This window comes from Candidatus Zixiibacteriota bacterium, from assembly GCA_019038695.1.
Classification (GTDB): domain Bacteria; phylum Zixibacteria; class MSB-5A5; order GN15; family FEB-12; genus B120-G9.
The window spans coordinates 21615-37898 of record JAHOYZ010000026.1; the positions used below are offsets into that span (position 1 = coordinate 21615).

The window sequence follows — 16284 nt, forward strand, 5'->3', positions numbered from 1 at the left end:
TTCAGGTCGGTGGCCCTTTTTTCCATCCCTGTTGGACAAAGTCCCGTCAAAAAGTATTGTACTTATTCAGCACTCGAAGTATCTTTTTGCCAACCAATATGCTGAAGACCGGTTGACGAAAGACAATGCTGATGAGCCATGATTCGAGCCGTGACGACGACGATAGCAATTCTCCTGTAGTATTGCTGCCTGGCACACAGATAGCAGATTACACTATTATTGAGAAAATTGGTGCCGGTGGCATGGGTGAAGTTTACCTGGCCAAAGATACCAAGCTTCGACGTCAGATCGCTCTAAAGTTCCTTCCGCCGAACTATTCAGGTGACTCCGAATTCCGCGATCGCTTCCTTCGTGAAGCCCAGGCTGCGGCCGCCGTGAACCACCCCAATATTATAACAGTCTTTGACTTCGCTGAGTTTCAGGGCAGACCCTACATTGCCATGGAGTACTTCGATGGGACGCCACTAAAAGACCTTCTTCAAGATCAGAAGTTGAGTGAATCAGATATTGTTCGTATTGGCGTAGACGTTGCCGAGGGTCTGGAAAAAGCCCACGAAGCAGGCATAGTACATAGGGATATCAAATCAGATAACATCCTCGTTGATGACAGTGGTAGAATCAAGATATTCGATTTCGGTTTAGCCCGGGAGAAAGAGAATGTAGACCTGACTCAGGCCGGTACGATCCTCGGTACGGTTTCCTATATGTCACCGGAGCAGGCGCAGGGATCAGAAGTTGACCATCGATCTGACTTGTTCTCCTTCGGTGTTGTACTCTACGAGCTAGTCGCCGGTTGCCTGCCGTTCACAGGCGAATATATGGCCGCCATCATCTATTCCGTTGTTAACGACGAGGCCGAACCACTGTCAGCCAAACGGAAAGACGTCTCCACCGATCTTGAGCAAATTGTTGGCAAGCTCATGACTAAGGATTTAGACAAGCGTTACCAATCCGCTACGGAAGCGCTCTCCGACCTGCGACGACTAGTAGTTATTCCGGAAGTACCAGCTACCAGTGTTCGAGGCGGTCGGCGAGTTGGCTTGTCTACTATCTTGTTGATTGCAGCAGTTGTCCTACTTGGGGTTGCACTGATGACCAATATGCTACCCTTCCAGTTGGCCGAGACCGACTCGGATCGTAATGAGATGATTGCTGTACTGCCATTTGAGAATCTGGGTGATCAAGGCGATGATTTCTTTGCCACTGGGATTGCGGACGAGATAACTACGCAGCTCACCAAACTGAGCGGGCTAGGTGTAATTTCAAGATCAAGTACAGCCCAATACAAGGGTAGCGGAAAATCTCATCGACAGATTGCCGATGAGCTTGGCAGTGATTACATCCTTGAGGGCGCTATTCACTGGGACAAGAGATCCGCGGTAAGCAGAGTTCGGGTGACTACGACACTTAGCCGAGTACAAGATGCAATCGCAGTGTGGGCTGAATCCTATGATGAGATTCTGGCTGACATCTTCGCTGTTCAATCTGATATCGCCCGGAAAGTGTCTCACGCCATGAATGTAACTCTGCTGGATTCTGAGGACCAATCTCTTGACCAGCAACCAACGAACAACACCGAAGCTTACACATACTATCTGCGTGGGCAAGATCTCTTCAAGGATCGGAACTGGCTGAAGGCGCAGCAGTTGTTCGAATCAGCTATCGCTATCGATACCTCTTTTGCCTCCGCATGGGCCATGCTCTCCAGAACACATTCGCTGATCTACTGGTGGTATATTGACCGAACCGATGAACGTCTGGCGCTGTCGAAGGAGGCTGCGGAGCAGGCTTTGGAGCTTGCTCCGAACCTGGGCGAGGCATACCTGGCTATGGGGAGGTACCATTACCGCGGGTATCTCGACTACACTCGCGCCCTGGAACAGTACGAATTGGCCATAAGACTCCAACCCAACAGCAGCGATCTTATGTTTGCTATTGGCTCAGTGAAGCGGCGACAAGGCAGGTGGGATGAGGCTATCGGAGACTTCAGGCGAGCCATTGTCTCCGACCCTCGCAATCGAATAAAATTGAGGAATTTGACACAGACGTATGTCCTGACACACGAATTCGACAGCGCGCTAACGACAGTTGAGAAATTGATTGCTCTCGACTCCACCAATCCAGGTGCACGTGCACTAAAAGCCAGAATCCTTGCAAACGGATTTGGTCGATTGGATCAAGCGCTGGAGTATGCCGGCATAGGTAATACTCCCGAACAAGCCCCTGAACTTATTGATGTTACGGTCACCCTATGTATCATGGGTCGCCACTACGACCGAGCATTACAACTGCTCACAGAATCCAGGGACACTGACTATTTCACAAACGACAGTGCCTATCTCTACCTACAACTTGGTGAAATCTACCACTGGCTCGGTGATCCTGAAGTATCGCGATCCTACTATGACTCCAGTCGAGTAGTATTGGAGGAATGGGTCCGACAGCAACCAGCCGACCCATCCTTTCGCAGCATGTTGGGAGTTGCCTATGCTGGCAGCGGACAAACCGATGCGGCCATCCGGGAAGGTAAACGAGCGCTCGAATTAGGCCCCATTGAAAGGGATGCACTAACCGGGAGTATGTGGAAGCTCAATCTGGCCATTATCTACCTGATGATTGAAAAACCTGTACTCGCCGCCGCTGAAATAAAGACCCTTTTATCAATGCCCTCAGATCTGTCCAGCTGGCATATCGTATTGCATCCGATATTTGTATCGATGAAAGAAGTTCCAGAGATTGAATCCATAATGAGCAGGGATACATCTCAACATACGAGTGGTGGCTCGCAACCTTAATTGACAGTGCCCCTGACAGCCCTAACATCGACTCGCATTTTGGACAATTGTCCAAAACCGCACGTATAGCCTGTCCCACCTGTTCTCATCGTCCGAGGAGAACGACAACGGAACGAGGCTTGACCCTGTATGCGATTTGTCGGTCTATAGCCAATTCCGCGCCCGGCTCTGAAATGTCGTCGGGACTCTTGATCGCTGTATCGATTACCCTTGGCGTCAACAATTGGGATCGGAATCGGAAGGAGCCAATCAACCGGAGTGCAATAGAAAAGGCCGCCCTGGACGGGCGACCTTTTGGAGATCTGAATCCCCCTCAACTACTGCTCAAGCGACACATTGTCAGCTCGGAAGCCTGCGCCCGCTTGAGCCAGTTCGAACATCACGCGTTGTCCCTCTCTCAAGGTCTTGAATCCATCCATGTTGATTGCCGTGTGGTGAACGTAGACATCATCACATACGTCATCACTGGCGATGATTCCCCAACCTGTGAGATCATTAAAGTACTTCACCGTACCTATGGACATACAGAAACCCTCCGATCCAATGGAGTTCTGGACTATACATCCTCCTCATCTATTATACACAGAAAGAGCGAACACAGGCAAGCTAAAACAAAAAAAAATCCCCAAAGACAACTGGGTTATTGCATCGGAGACCATACCGGCTGCCCCAATGAGATTATGTAACATCACAACACTCACTGCGACAAAAGCTTAGGCGCCGCAGGAATTAAGACAACAGGCTAACCATTAGAGTCATCGTTAGTCCCGACAGCAGTGGGACGGTCAGATTGTCATCAATACCCAGAGGTAAGGCCTCCACGACAGTTGCCACGACAGCACCGGCTATCCCAGCTTCAAAAGCCAGGCCGGGGATGATTAGAGACACCCCAACCGTACTGACCAAACAAGCGCCAGACCCTTCCAGCGATTTCCCACCAAACCGGTGACGACCAAACCGACGTCCAATCAAAGCCGCCAGAGTATCCCCAACAATGATAAAAGTCAACGCGGCGATTGCTATTGGTTTTGAAAACAAGGTTACGGTCAAACATACTGCCAGCAAGATATAAGTAGCCCCGGTAAAATCACCGGCGTGCTCGTGGGCACGGATCATCTTCGACCCTATCTTCGACGCAAATGCGTGCCAGAACCCCCAGTTGCGGAGCCTGGAAATATCGATGATGATCATGAGCACCGTAGCCGGTATAAGAAAGGCAAGCATTTGAGACTTACTCAACGACAGACCGTAGTATGCTCCGGGAATGATCAAAGCCCCCATGTGAGTGGCTTTGCGGATCAACTCCTGGCCGAAAGATATCTGGGCTGAGTCCGTATCAATCTCACCCATAATCACTGGATGCGATATTCTACCGGCTTGAGATGCACTGGATACACATCGCTAAACTTGACCCGATAACGCCGATAGAGATCATCACGGTAATTCAGGAATACTTCTTCTGCGTGCTGTTTCTTCAGCAGGGTAGATATCTTCGATCGGGCCTGGTTCACATCAGGTTCATCGAAACGATCAAGAACTTTGATTACATGGTAGCCATACTCTGTTTTGACCGGATGACTCACATCACCCACACGCGTGATCATACCGACCCGGAAGAACTCAGGGGAAACATCACCTGAGCCAATCCTACCCAAATTGGCAAGGTCCCGCCTGATGCTCTCTTCACCCGGATAGAACTCCTCTGCCAACTGCAAGAAATCGATGCCAGCCATTGCCTGGTCTCTGACAAACTCGCCAATAATGGAATCCTCGACAATGATATGCTGAACTACCAGCGGCTTCTCAGGCACAAACTCCTTGTGATGCTTCTGGAAGTATTCCTCAACAAGAGCTTCACTCGCTATCCAGCCGGGATCGATCCAGCCCTTTCTAACAATGCCCTTGCACCGAGAATGTCGCAACTTGGACTCTTCACTGCGGACATGAGGCAGGGTATCAACTCCGCTTTCACGAGCTGCCTGGATAGCAACAAAATGCTTGGCCAGTCGCCCAATGATTTCTTTTTTCATTTCAACCGTCGAATTATCTACCTGATACCTCTTGCGAGTACTCTCTTCCCATGACCTGATGTCATTGAAGTCGATGGTGTCGATACCGTTTAGAATCGCCGCCCATTGCCAACGATCAACAAAGTACACGTTAGTATCGAGGACTGCTTCATGGTATTCAAGATTGATCTCCCTCGACAACGAATCGACGAGAGGTCGAGCCAGAGCATTGGCCCGCTCAGCCATTAGCCTACCATATGCCATACCATATTGTAGAGAATCAAAATCAGGCAATCCCTCGGCCTGGTACTCCTCTACGTACACAATATGCCACCCGTCTTCATCGCGATATGGCTTCGAATATTCACCGGTGCTGAGCGCAAAGGCTACCGAATCAAAGGGATGCTTGTATGTACCACGGCGAGTCCATCCTTTCCGGCCTCTATATACAATCGCCTCATTGTCATGAGAGTATCCACGAGCTACATCCTCGAATTTCTCCCCGAAATCCAGTAATCTGTGTAAGCGCCAACTGGCAGCCTCTGTCTCCTCCTCCAGTTTCTCGGGGGACAAGCTACGATAGTACAGCGAATCTGAATCATACTTCAATCCCTGACTGGATGTCAGAATATGGTGAAGCAGGACTTTCTCTTCAAGGGAGAATAGATCGGGATGATTCTGATAGTATTCGGCTACTTCCACAGAGTCCAACTCGATCCGATCATATATCACTTCTCTGACCCATTCCTTGATCAGTAGGTCGTGATATGGCCTGCGAAATGTTCTGTAAACATTGTAATAGTCTTCCAGTATCAATTCGTTGCCTGCTATACCAGTCAGCGACTCGCATACCACACTGTCGAGGAATCTCTTCACCTGTGAACGTTCGAGTGTACCTCCGAGAGGAATCTCCTGGCTGTTTAACAGCATTTCATATACTTCCGGCATAGTTAGCGAATACGATGAGTCTGCCCGGACAACAACATGCTGATAGCGATCAATATTATGAGAAGATACCACAACTCTCTTGCAACCGGCACAGAGCAACAAACAAACTGCAGAAACAAAAACAATTCTGGACAACAACATAAGCTCTCCCAACAATAGTGTACTCAGACAACAAAAATACACTGTATGGCTGGAAAATCAACCCCAAAAGGTGTCAATCAGACAGAATCAGAAACGGGTCGTTTCCAATTCCTCCGGTATGCCAGCGACTGCTGATTTGATTGGAGATTGAAAGAGACGAAAAACAATGCTGAAAGTAGTGCCTTCACCGGGGAGCGAATCCATCCCGAGGCCCAATTTCAGGGCTGAGCATATCCGGTGAACGATGGCCAGACCAAGACCAGTACCCAGTTTCTTGGTCGAATAGAAAGGTTCGTAGATATGCTTTGCCTGGTCGGCTGAGAGACCCTCGCCATCATCTTCCACGCGGAGCGTGGCAGACCCCTCATCGTTGTTGGCGTACAGACTAAACACCAGATGCCCCCCGTCCACACCCAGAGCATCGCAGGCATTCACGGCTAGGTTGAGCAGTAGTTGTTTGAAGAGATCTTCGTCCCCTACGACGTACAGGATCGGATTCCCTGACTCGAAACTAACCTCTATCTTGTCATGGAAGGACGAGTGATGGCGGAGCACCTGAATGGTGTCCCCAATGACCCGACAGAGATCTACTTTGTTGTAGGCTGCCCGCTCGATCCGGGCATAATTGAGAAATTCGCTGAGGATCCTACTGAGTCGATGTGATTCCTTGACGATCAGGTCCATCAGGCGCAGATTTTGTCCCGTTAGTTCCAGGTCACTCTTGAGCACTTCGACCGAACCAGAGATAGCCGCCAGCGGGTTTCGAATCTCATGTGCTATCGAAGCTGACATCTCACCTACGGCCGCCAATCGATCGCCGGCACGCACCTTAGCCTCCAGAAGCTTAGCCTCGGTCAGGTCAGAAAAGATGGCAATCACTCCTCTGAGAGCACGATCCTCATTAGTCAGAAGTGAAATCGACAGCCCCAGAGGCACTTTCTTGTCGTCACCATCAATGATCTCTATCTCTCGTCGCATCTGGGGAACTCGCTGGTGGATAGCATCCATAAGACAACTGGCCAGATTGGGCATTCTCTCATTGAAAACATCGGTACACGACAACCCACTCACTGCCACTTCATCGTAACCGAGAATAGTCTCTGCACTTCGATTGAAAAACACAATACAACCGTACGGATCAATAGTCAGTAGACCTGAATTGAGATGCCGCAAAATATCGTCGGTCTCCAGTCTTGCCTTCCGCAACGCTATCGACGCATCAGCTAACTTCAGGTCCTGATAGCGCAGACGTTGAGCCAGATAGCCAGTGATAAACGCAGCCAGATAGAATATGAGAATGTGCAGGAAGATAGAATAAAACACTTCGTCCTGAACATCGAAGATAATCCTGAGAGCACTCCCCGATAGCCCGGTGCTATTGGTAGAACTCAGTCCCAACCAGATAAGCACTGCATAGGCGAACGAAACGACAGATGCCATCACCAAAGTTCCAACCAATCGGTAAACCAATGCAGCCGAGGCTATCGTCAGTATGAATAACACCGAGAAAGGAGAATTGATGTTCCCCGTCGCGTAAACGATCCCTGACTCCACTATTACCTCGAATATAAAATGCAGGATGGTCACCACCGACGCCAGATTGGGCATACTCCGTCGTCGATCGAAGGCTAATAGTAATGTGAGCGACAGTGCAAGGATCGAGTAAAGAATGAACGGCAGGCGTAGAAAGCCGGGATACCCCATCCACAAAACCACGGCTGCGAACAAGATCACGTAGGTGGCTAGCCGGACCGGAATAAACCAAGCCAGCCGGTTGTGAATCGGTATGTGTTCCATAAAGTGAACGGTGCGCAGAGCGCACCGTCCTTAGTATTTGTTTATGCCACCCGCCAAAGCGGACCAGCAGTTGTTATATCTTACCGATAATGTCGAACATCGGCAGATACATGGCGATCATGATGCCACCAATAACCACACCCATAAATACAATTATGATCGGCTCAATAACTGAAGTCAAAGCTGAGACGGCATCATCAACCTCTTCGTCATAGAAGTCGGCAATTTTAGCGAGCATCTCATCCAAGCCACCTGTCTTTTCGCCCACCGAGATCATCTGCGTAACCATCGGGGGAAAGACACCGGAGTCTTTGAGCGGGGCGGTAATAGTATCACCCTCGGCAATGGCCAAAACTGACTTGTTAATGGCCATAGAAATCACCCTGTTTCCGGCAGTCTTGGCGGTAATCTCCAGAGCGTCGAGAATCGAAACACCTGAGGATAGTAAAGTACCCAGGGTACGGGTGAAGCGAGCCACAGCAGATTTTCTGACCAAGTTCCCGAGCACTGGCATATGAAGCAGAGCCTTGTCCCAGGCCAGCTCACCAGACGAAGTCTTCTTCCAGTATAGTAGTCCTACGACCAAACCAATGGTGCCTGCCATGAGGTACAGGAAATTGTCCTGTAGGAAGTTCGATATTAAGAGAATAACCTGTGTTGGCATAGGCAATTCAGCATTGAGTCCGCCAAACATTTTTGCGAAGACAGGTACGATAAATGTCAACATCCCGATAGTAACGGCGGCCGCCACAAATGCAACGACTGAAGGATAGACCATAGCGCCTTTAACTTTACGAACTAGCTTGTCGGCTTTTTCCCGGTAGTCGGCAAGTCTGACCAGAATGGCATCCAGAGCACCACCGATTTCACCAGCCTCCACCATGTTGGTGTACAATTGATCAAACACCTTGGGGTGTCGGGACATGGACTCAGAAAGTGTGGCGCCACCGGAAACGCCCTCCTTGATTTCCTTCACTACGGTTGCCATATTCTTGTTCTCGGTCTGGCTTGCCAGGATGTCGAGACACTGGACCATTGGTAAACCAGCGCCAATCATGGTTGCGAACTGGCGAGTGAACCGCGATATGTCGATTTTCTTGATGCCGGTACCAAATTTGATAGATATCTCCGGCGACCTTTTAGCAATCGACGACACCAGGATTCGGTTCTGTCTGAGAACACGCTCGACATCTTCCCGAGTCTTGGCTTTCAGCTTTCCGGAAACTGCAGCTCCGGCGAGGGTCTTGCCCTTATACTCAAAATCTGGCATTAGAAATATCCTCTAAGCTTAGGTATGTCATGAGAACGCCGGGGTTTTCTGACGTGATAACATCTCCCCCAGTTCCTCAGTATTCTGGCTATAGTTCATAGCATCATTGATCGCAATTTTCCCCGATTGGTACAGCTCCGCCAAGGATTGATTCATGGTCTTCATGCCGTACTTCTGCCCCGACTGGATCATCGAGTACATCTGGTGAACTTTGTCATCCCGGATGAGTGCCCGGATAGCCGGTGTCACCACCAGCACTTCCAGCGCCACGACGCGACCGCCGCCAATACGAGGGATCAGTGTCTGAGAGACGATAGCCTGCAACGTAAATGACAGTGCTACGCGTACCTGTTCCTGTTGATTACTTGGGAACGAATCGACAATGCGGTTGATAGATTCAACGGCAGAGTTTGTATGCAACGTAGCAAAAGCCAAATGCCCGGTCTCCGAAATCGATATGGCTGACTCGATGGTTTCCAAATCTCGCATCTCACCCACCAGCACCACGTCAGGATCCTCGCGGAGGGCATACTTGAGCGCCGAAGCAAATGAACTCGTATCGGCGTATACCTCACGCTGGTTGATCAGGGCCATCTGGTGCCGGTGCAAGTACTCGATAGGGTCTTCCACCGTGATTATGTGGACCGGTCGTTCCTTGTTAATCTTATCAATAAGGGCGGCCAGAGTCGTCGATTTGCCAGAACCGGTTGGACCCGTCACAAGAACCAGTCCGCGAGGAAGGGTGGCAAACCCTGAGATAACCTTAGGGAGACAAAGTTCTTCAAAGGTCATGATCTTGTATGGGATTTGTCTGAGTGCGACCGCCACGTTTCCACGCTGCATGAATACATTACACCGGAACCTACTCATCGACTCGATGCCGAATGAAAAATCAAGTTCATTGTTCTGTTCGAACTTGAGTTTCTGTTTTTCGCTCAGCATGGAGTAACACAGCTTTTTTGTGACTTCGGGCGTCAATATGTCACCAGCCAATCGCTGAAGCTTACCATCAACGCGCACAACCGGAGGAGCACCGATAGTTAGATGCAAATCAGAGGCTCCCATTTTCACCATTTGTTCCAATAACTCGCGAAGTGATATCATCAACATCTCCCAACCGTTATTCGGTCATATGGTATCAGGTTTGGTACTATTTGGTATTATCGGTTATTGGAACCAATCCTTGACCAAAAAGCCACTTGGGCTTGATGATAACTAATTGGTAGACAAGAAGATTTCGAGGTACGAAAAATAATTATGCGCCGAACGACACAGCGAGAACCTCATCAAGGCTAATAATACCGGCTTTCATCATCTCCACAGCGCACATCCGAAGGCTGTACATCCCTTCTTCCAAAGCCGTTTTTCGAATCTCAGTGTCAGTCGCCTTGGATAATATAAGAGCTTCAATGGCAGGTGTAATCGGCATTACTTCGAAGATACCGGTTCGACCGGATTTGCCGGTTTCACCACAAGCGCGACAGCCCTTTCCGCGGAAAGCACGGATGTTGCACATCAGATCCTTAGGCAGCACCCCCAGACTATCGACCTGCTCGGCCGTCAGGTTCACTTCTTCCTTGCACGAAGAACAAATTTTACGGCACATACGCTGAGCCATGATCAGCTTGGTAGCTGAAGCCACCAGGTAGAAGGGTACGTCCATATCGATCAGGCGGTTGATTGACGAGGGGGCATCGTTGGTATGCAGCGTGGAAAAAACGAGGTGACCGGTCAAAGCCGCTCGAATCGCAATCTCAGCCGTCTCCGCGTCTCGAATCTCACCTACCATGATGACGTCCGGATCCTGACGCAGGAAGGACCTTAGCGCGGCGGCAAAAGTCATCCCAATACTTGTTTTCACTGCCACCTGGTTGATGCCGTCGAAGTTGAACTCGACCGGATCCTCAGCCGACATGATATTGATATCTACCGTGTTGATCTGCTTAAGGGCCGAATACAACGTCGTAGTCTTACCGGAACCGGTTGGACCAGTCACCAGGATAATTCCAAAAGGCAGATGGATAGCACTAGAGAACTTGCTCAAGTCGTCCTCACGGAATCCGAGCTTGGTCATATCAACCATGAGGGCATTCGGGTCTAAAATACGCATGACCACTTTCTCGCCAAATATCGTCGGCAAAATCGAAACACGCAGGTCGACAGTACGCCCTGAAATCTTCAGTTTGATACGCCCGTCCTGCGGTAAACGGCGCTCGGAAATGTCAAGGTCGGCCATAATTTTCACTCGGGATACAATGGCTGCTCGATACTTAAACGGAAGTGGCGCCATTTCCCTTAAATCACCGTCAATACGATAACGGACGCGAATACGCTTTTCGTACATCTCTAAATGGATATCGGAAGCTCCAATGCGAATAGCGTCGGCAATAATGGAATCCACCAATTTAACGAGTGGCTTATCCTGAATGGCCGACATCAAGTCGCTTTCGTCAGGCAAATCCTCCACCGAAACGACCTCAAGGTCATCCTCATCCTCCAACCCCTTAACAATTTCTGAAAGACCACCTGTGTCCGTGTAATAGAAGTCGATGGCTTTTTCAATTGCCGACTCAGGTGAAATCACCGGCTGAACATTACACCCGGTAATAAACTTAAGGGCATCGAGGACATAGATATTGTTGGGGTCACTGATAGCAACGAGCAAAGTCTTGTTCAACTTGGAGACGGCAATGACCTTGAACTTACGGGCAATATCGACCGAAATGAGCATAACGACTTCGGGATTAAGCTCAATATCCTCAAGACGAAGCGTTCCAATCTTGAGCTGCTTACCAATAATACTGGAAACATCATCTTCGGATTCGAACGCCCCGACTTGCACAAGAGCCGTTTCGAATTTGAGATTCTGTTTATCGGCAGTGGTCTCAGCCGCCTCAGCTTGCTCCGGCGTAATCTTTCCGGCTTTGACCAGCATTGCCCCAAGATCTGTTGCCATACTCCCTTACCCGGTTCCTATTGTCTGCAAATCACTGTTTCAATCAGCGATGCGAAGGTGACAGAACAGACATGAGTCTCAGTCCTGAAAGATATCGTCGAGCCTGTCCTGGGCTTCTTCAGCAAAATCGCTTGAAACGCCAACCTGAGTCTTGTCACGGGAATCATCAGTAACCTTGTCGAACACCTTGCCAAGTTCGACGGCAGTTTCCTTGGCATACAATCGCACCATGCCAATAGTCGTTCGGTCATCGAAAATTACAACCAGAATAGACCGTTCACCGACCAGCGACATGTGGATGTGATCTTTTTTCCCCTGATGAAACAAAACCGAAAACTCGGGCTCACCGACCAGCTTGGCTATTTCCTTGGTAGAAGCAAATGAGCCAGCCAGTAGAGCAGCCAAAGCTGTAGTATCCAACGTACTGGTGAATCCCTGCCTCGTAATCAAGTGGCCATCCTTGTCCACTAACAGACCACATTTCGCCTCGGCAGCTTTGAGCATCTTCGAGATTAAAATATCGATCTGTTTAGTTTCCTCTTCATAGAGGATCAGGCTATCGTCAGTCATCCATGCCTCCTTCGCGACTACTTAATGCCAAATAAGCGCTTGAAGAAACCACGTTTCTTCTTTTCGGATCTACGTCTCAACGAAGGCGCCATAGCCGGCACACGTCCCGGTGTCGTATTCTGATCCGAATCGCCATTTGCTTGCAGGGCGTTTCGTTCTATGTTTTCGCCAACCCCAGGCGCTGGCGTCGGCGAAAAAGCAGTCGCCGATATCTTGTTCTCTTTCGTTGATACCTGCGTACTTCCCGGATAAGGCCGATACTGAGAAGGAGCTTGTGACTCGCTCTCTAACTGTACCACTTCTTTAGACGTCGGTTCGGATACCGGCGGTGATGGACTCGGCATCACAGGCTTGGGTGGAGAAACCGTCTTCGGTAATTCGGTAGCAACAGCTGTCTTGGTCTGTACGTCAGGTGGCGGAGACGGTTGGGCCGGTTGCGGATCAACGGGCTGAACAGCCTTTGGTGTGTCTTTTCTCTCAGGTGTGCTAGACGTTGGTGTGCCAGGTTTGGCGTTCTTGGCTTTGTCCAGTACCAGCTTGATAATCATTTTGAGAGTATCAAAGACACCGTTTCCAATAGTGGCCGAAGCTTGAAAAAACGGCCTGCCCTGCTTATTGAGTTGGGCATTGAGCTGTTCGACTGACAGGATTCCGGGCAAATCAGCCTTATTGTACTGAATCACCATTGGCAAGGATTTTAAATCATACCCATACTCGACTAGATTATCTTCGAGGTTGGCTAATGATTCGATGTTTTCATCCATCTTGTCTTGCTGGCTGTCAGCCACAAAAACGACTCCATCGACTCCCCGGAGCACCAGCTTACGAGTGGCATTGTAATAAACTTGCCCGGGTACAGTATAGAGCTGGAACTTTGCCGCAAATCCATTTATTGTACCGATGTTAATCGGTAGAAAATCGAAATATAACGTACGGTCCGCTTCGGTAGCCAGAGATATCAGATCACCTCGAGTGTTGCCGGGGACCTTGGAATGCACGTATTGAAGGTTTGTCGTCTTGCCCGATAATCCCGGACCGTAGTATACGATCTTACAACTAACCTCGCGCGCTGAATAATTAATCGAAACCATTTTCAGATACCAACCATTGAGGGTTCCAATTGTCCTATCTATTCATCTTCAGTCGGCTGATAGCATTTTTAATTTCCAGCCGAACAAGACCAATGTTCACTTCACTGGCGGTGGACACTACTAAAATGCCCAATCCCGCATCAGTAAAAAACAACTTACTCTCATCCGCCTCAATCGTAACCTGCTGAGGAGGGCTGGTCTCAAGACGATCCAACGACTTCCTGATGTTCGCAGTTATGGAAGCTGCCAGCGCTCCTACCGTGTCCTCCTCCTGGGAGGTATCAATATCTGCCGCAATAACAATACCGTCGTTCCCGACGAGCATAGATCCGGTCACGCCGCTGACTCTGTTTAGTTCACTCAGTACTTCGTGCATATTCCTTCTCCGGGTTTCCCAACAACTTCGAGCTGTAGCGTTCCGATACGTATTTTCGCATCATTTCCAATCCCTGTTCGATCCTGACATTCAATACATCATCATGCTGTTTCTGAGCCACAACCATCAGATGAAAGGTTGGCTCATGGGCGACGATCACCCGCTCATCGGCCGTAGTTAAACTAATCCGATCTGCCGGTCCAAACCCTGTCCGTGATAATAGCTTGTCATTACTGCTCTCGAAGAGAAGCCCCATCGGTGCCCAGTCCTCAGCATCAACTCCACCACGTACAAAATTCCCCAATAGGAGACCTTCTCCATCCACAACAGCGGCCATCTTGACCGCACCGTTCTCGCCGATATAATTGGTGGCTCGTTCAAAGGCACTTACTTCACCAGAATGCGATTGTTCACTGGCTATACTCCGTGGGCCGCTATTTCCTTTTCCAGTTGAGACCAACGGCTGTAGAGATTCATCCAAAGAACTCTCTTGGTCGACCGTTATAGTTGGCTCACTCACCGAATCCGGTACATCCTGAAGAACAACATGACGCCTTCGACTCCGGGACGCAAGATCGATATCATGAAAGACCGGACGCAGAATAAACGGCGCCGCAACTGCCTGAAGTATGATGGCCGGGATGTAACTTTCAATAGCAAGTCCAATTGAAATAGACACATCCATAGCATACATAACGACGATTAGCATTCCCAGGAGCGTCCCCAACACCAGTCGATAGGTCAAACAGATTAAGCTCCCAAGAGCAACTCTGCCCAGGGAAATCCGTCGGTCGAAGAGAAAGAGGATTATCCCGTAGAAAACCAATTCCATCAGAAGGCTGGCAAAGGACATCTCAACCAATTTGGTCCCGAATCGCTGCGGGAAAAGAATCATTGGCAGAACTAATGCTGCCAACGACCACATTAAGATATGACGGAATATGCGTGCATTAAGTATCATAACTAATCGTGTCCTTTAGGATCGGTAGGCCTGTATGAGCTTCTCAACTCTCATCTTGACCGTACCCAGGTTCGCATCCGCAGCAGCAACAAGCATGAACTGCCCGTCTTCAACCCGGGCAATCATGAAAGTAGGACCTTCTGTCTCAATCAAAACGGTTCCCAGACTGCCAAAACAATTTTCGAACAGCTTGACATTGAGTTCATTGATAATTTCACTAAATGAGGCACCCAGGAGGGTTACGTCGATTTCCGACTGCCATTCAGATTCAGCAATCAATCCGTCAAAGTTGACAAAAATGACACCTTCCATTCCTGGTATCTCTATTGCCTTCGTCACCAAACCAGCCGCATCTAAGTGCGACAATTCTACTGGTCTCGAAATCGGCGGCTCTGGTGCCCGAGCTGGCTCACATGACGGTGATCCAGGCACACCACCTGAATCCATTGTCGAGGAACTGCCGACAGTTCTAGATTGCTCATCTCGAAGGCGACGAGCGAGCTCGAGCAGTTTCGCAATCTGACCGTTCTCGGGATCAGATTGGTGGAGAGGACTCAGTAACTTGATAGCAGCATCGAATCGGCTCTGATAAATGTAGATCTCCGCAAGAAGCAGTTCGATTCCTCTGGTTGAACCATCAAGACTGGAAGCTTTTCTGGCCTCGGCTTCGGCCCAATCAAACAGACCACGATCAAGATTGATTTTAGCCATGACGAAATGAGCCGGACCGTAATCACCGTGAATCCTCAGGCCTTGCTGGCATATCTGAAAGGCCTCTGTCAACTCGCCTTTTTTCCGATGCGAATCGGCCAGAGCAGCAAAAATCTGAGAGTTGGCGTCCGCCTCCAGAATCTTACGGCACTTTGATATTCTTTCGTCCAGTTCTGCGGTACTAGTCATTCGTGAACCTATAACTCGTATTCCACCATGACGTTAATTTACTCTACATTATTCTCAGCAAGTAATCATAAGTTTAGCAGTGAGTTATGTCAACCATATCTTTGCTAACTCAGTGTCTTCTTCGCTTCCAGAACACCGAACAGAAACAAGCCTGCCATGGCCGCCAGACAGGCCGGCATCACAAAGCCAGGCAACGAGATAACCTCGATTGCATACAATACACTCAGGGCTTGAGACACAACCAGCAGAGCAAAAGCAGCCACAAAGAAGTTCCAGCTGCGACTTAGTTGCCCACCGCGTACAACCGACATAACCCGGAACGCTCCGCCTGCGCATGCAATCCCAACCACCAAGATGACCAGGTTCAGCATAGTTGGGGGAGTGGCAATGACGGCCAGATTTGCCGCCTCGGCTCGGGAGCCGGCAGCCAGTACTATCAGCATTCCTAACAGTAGACTTCGATTCATGAT

The 16284-nt window shown here is 49.4% G+C and carries 14 protein-coding genes; 1 reads left to right on the plus strand and 13 read right to left on the minus strand.

Annotated elements, in window-relative coordinates; genetic code table 11:
• The first annotated feature begins 131 nt into the window (after window positions 1-131).
• Complete coding sequence (locus tag KOO62_09240) at window positions 132-2795, plus strand: protein kinase (GenBank protein ID MBU8934175.1); 2664 nt, start codon at window positions 132-134, stop codon at window positions 2793-2795.
• Between the two features lie 317 nt (window positions 2796-3112).
• On the opposite strand, the gene KOO62_09245 is transcribed toward KOO62_09240, so the two are convergent.
• The 13 genes from KOO62_09245 to KOO62_09305 all read right to left on the minus strand — a co-directional run bounded on the left by KOO62_09245 (window position 3113) and on the right by KOO62_09305 (window position 16281).
• Window positions 3113-3319: a cold shock domain-containing protein gene (locus tag KOO62_09245; GenBank protein MBU8934176.1), complete on the minus strand. Its 207-nt coding sequence runs from the start codon at window positions 3317-3319 to the stop codon at window positions 3113-3115.
• A 205-nt stretch (window positions 3320-3524) separates the two neighbouring features.
• A complete protein-coding gene (locus KOO62_09250) occupies window positions 3525-4145 on the minus strand; it encodes a phosphatidate cytidylyltransferase (protein MBU8934177.1) in 621 nt (206 codons plus the stop codon).
• Window positions 4146-4147: 2 nt separating this feature from the next.
• Window positions 4148-5752, minus strand: a complete 1605-nt coding sequence (locus KOO62_09255) for a peptidylprolyl isomerase (protein ID MBU8934178.1) — start codon at window positions 5750-5752, stop codon at window positions 4148-4150.
• Window positions 5753-5980: 228 nt separating this feature from the next.
• Window positions 5981-7690, minus strand: a complete 1710-nt coding sequence (locus KOO62_09260) for a PAS domain-containing protein (GenBank protein MBU8934179.1) — start codon at window positions 7688-7690, stop codon at window positions 5981-5983.
• A gap of 73 nt (window positions 7691-7763) precedes the next feature.
• Window positions 7764-8960, minus strand: coding sequence for a type II secretion system F family protein (locus tag KOO62_09265; GenBank protein ID MBU8934180.1), 1197 nt, complete (start codon window positions 8958-8960; stop codon window positions 7764-7766).
• 27 nt (window positions 8961-8987) lie between these two features.
• Window positions 8988-10064: a type IV pilus twitching motility protein PilT gene (locus KOO62_09270; GenBank protein MBU8934181.1), complete on the minus strand. Its 1077-nt coding sequence runs from the start codon at window positions 10062-10064 to the stop codon at window positions 8988-8990.
• 151 nt (window positions 10065-10215) lie between these two features.
• Window positions 10216-11916 (minus strand): type IV-A pilus assembly ATPase PilB, encoded by a 1701-nt coding sequence (gene pilB, locus KOO62_09275; protein ID MBU8934182.1) that lies wholly within the window; start codon window positions 11914-11916, stop codon window positions 10216-10218.
• A 78-nt stretch (window positions 11917-11994) separates the two neighbouring features.
• Entirely contained in the window at window positions 11995-12486 is a 492-nt protein-coding gene (locus tag KOO62_09280; protein ID MBU8934183.1) for a roadblock/LC7 domain-containing protein, read from the minus strand.
• Window positions 12487-12503: 17 nt separating this feature from the next.
• Window positions 12504-13577, minus strand: a complete 1074-nt coding sequence (locus KOO62_09285; protein ID MBU8934184.1) for a GTPase domain-containing protein — start codon at window positions 13575-13577, stop codon at window positions 12504-12506.
• 34 nt (window positions 13578-13611) lie between these two features.
• On the minus strand, window positions 13612-13953 hold the full coding sequence (locus KOO62_09290; GenBank protein ID MBU8934185.1) for a roadblock/LC7 domain-containing protein: 342 nt from the start codon (window positions 13951-13953) through the stop codon (window positions 13612-13614).
• Window positions 13934-14914 carry a hypothetical protein gene (locus tag KOO62_09295; GenBank protein MBU8934186.1) on the minus strand — a complete coding sequence of 327 codons (981 nt, stop codon included), beginning with the start codon at window positions 14912-14914 and terminating at the stop codon, window positions 13934-13936. The genes KOO62_09290 and KOO62_09295 overlap by 20 nt, the downstream gene beginning before the upstream one ends.
• 15 nt (window positions 14915-14929) lie before the next feature.
• Complete coding sequence (locus tag KOO62_09300) at window positions 14930-15814, minus strand: hypothetical protein (protein ID MBU8934187.1); 885 nt, start codon at window positions 15812-15814, stop codon at window positions 14930-14932.
• A gap of 104 nt (window positions 15815-15918) precedes the next feature.
• Window positions 15919-16281, minus strand: coding sequence for a hypothetical protein (locus tag KOO62_09305; protein ID MBU8934188.1), 363 nt, complete (start codon window positions 16279-16281; stop codon window positions 15919-15921).
• Between the last annotated feature and the right edge of the window lie 3 nt (window positions 16282-16284).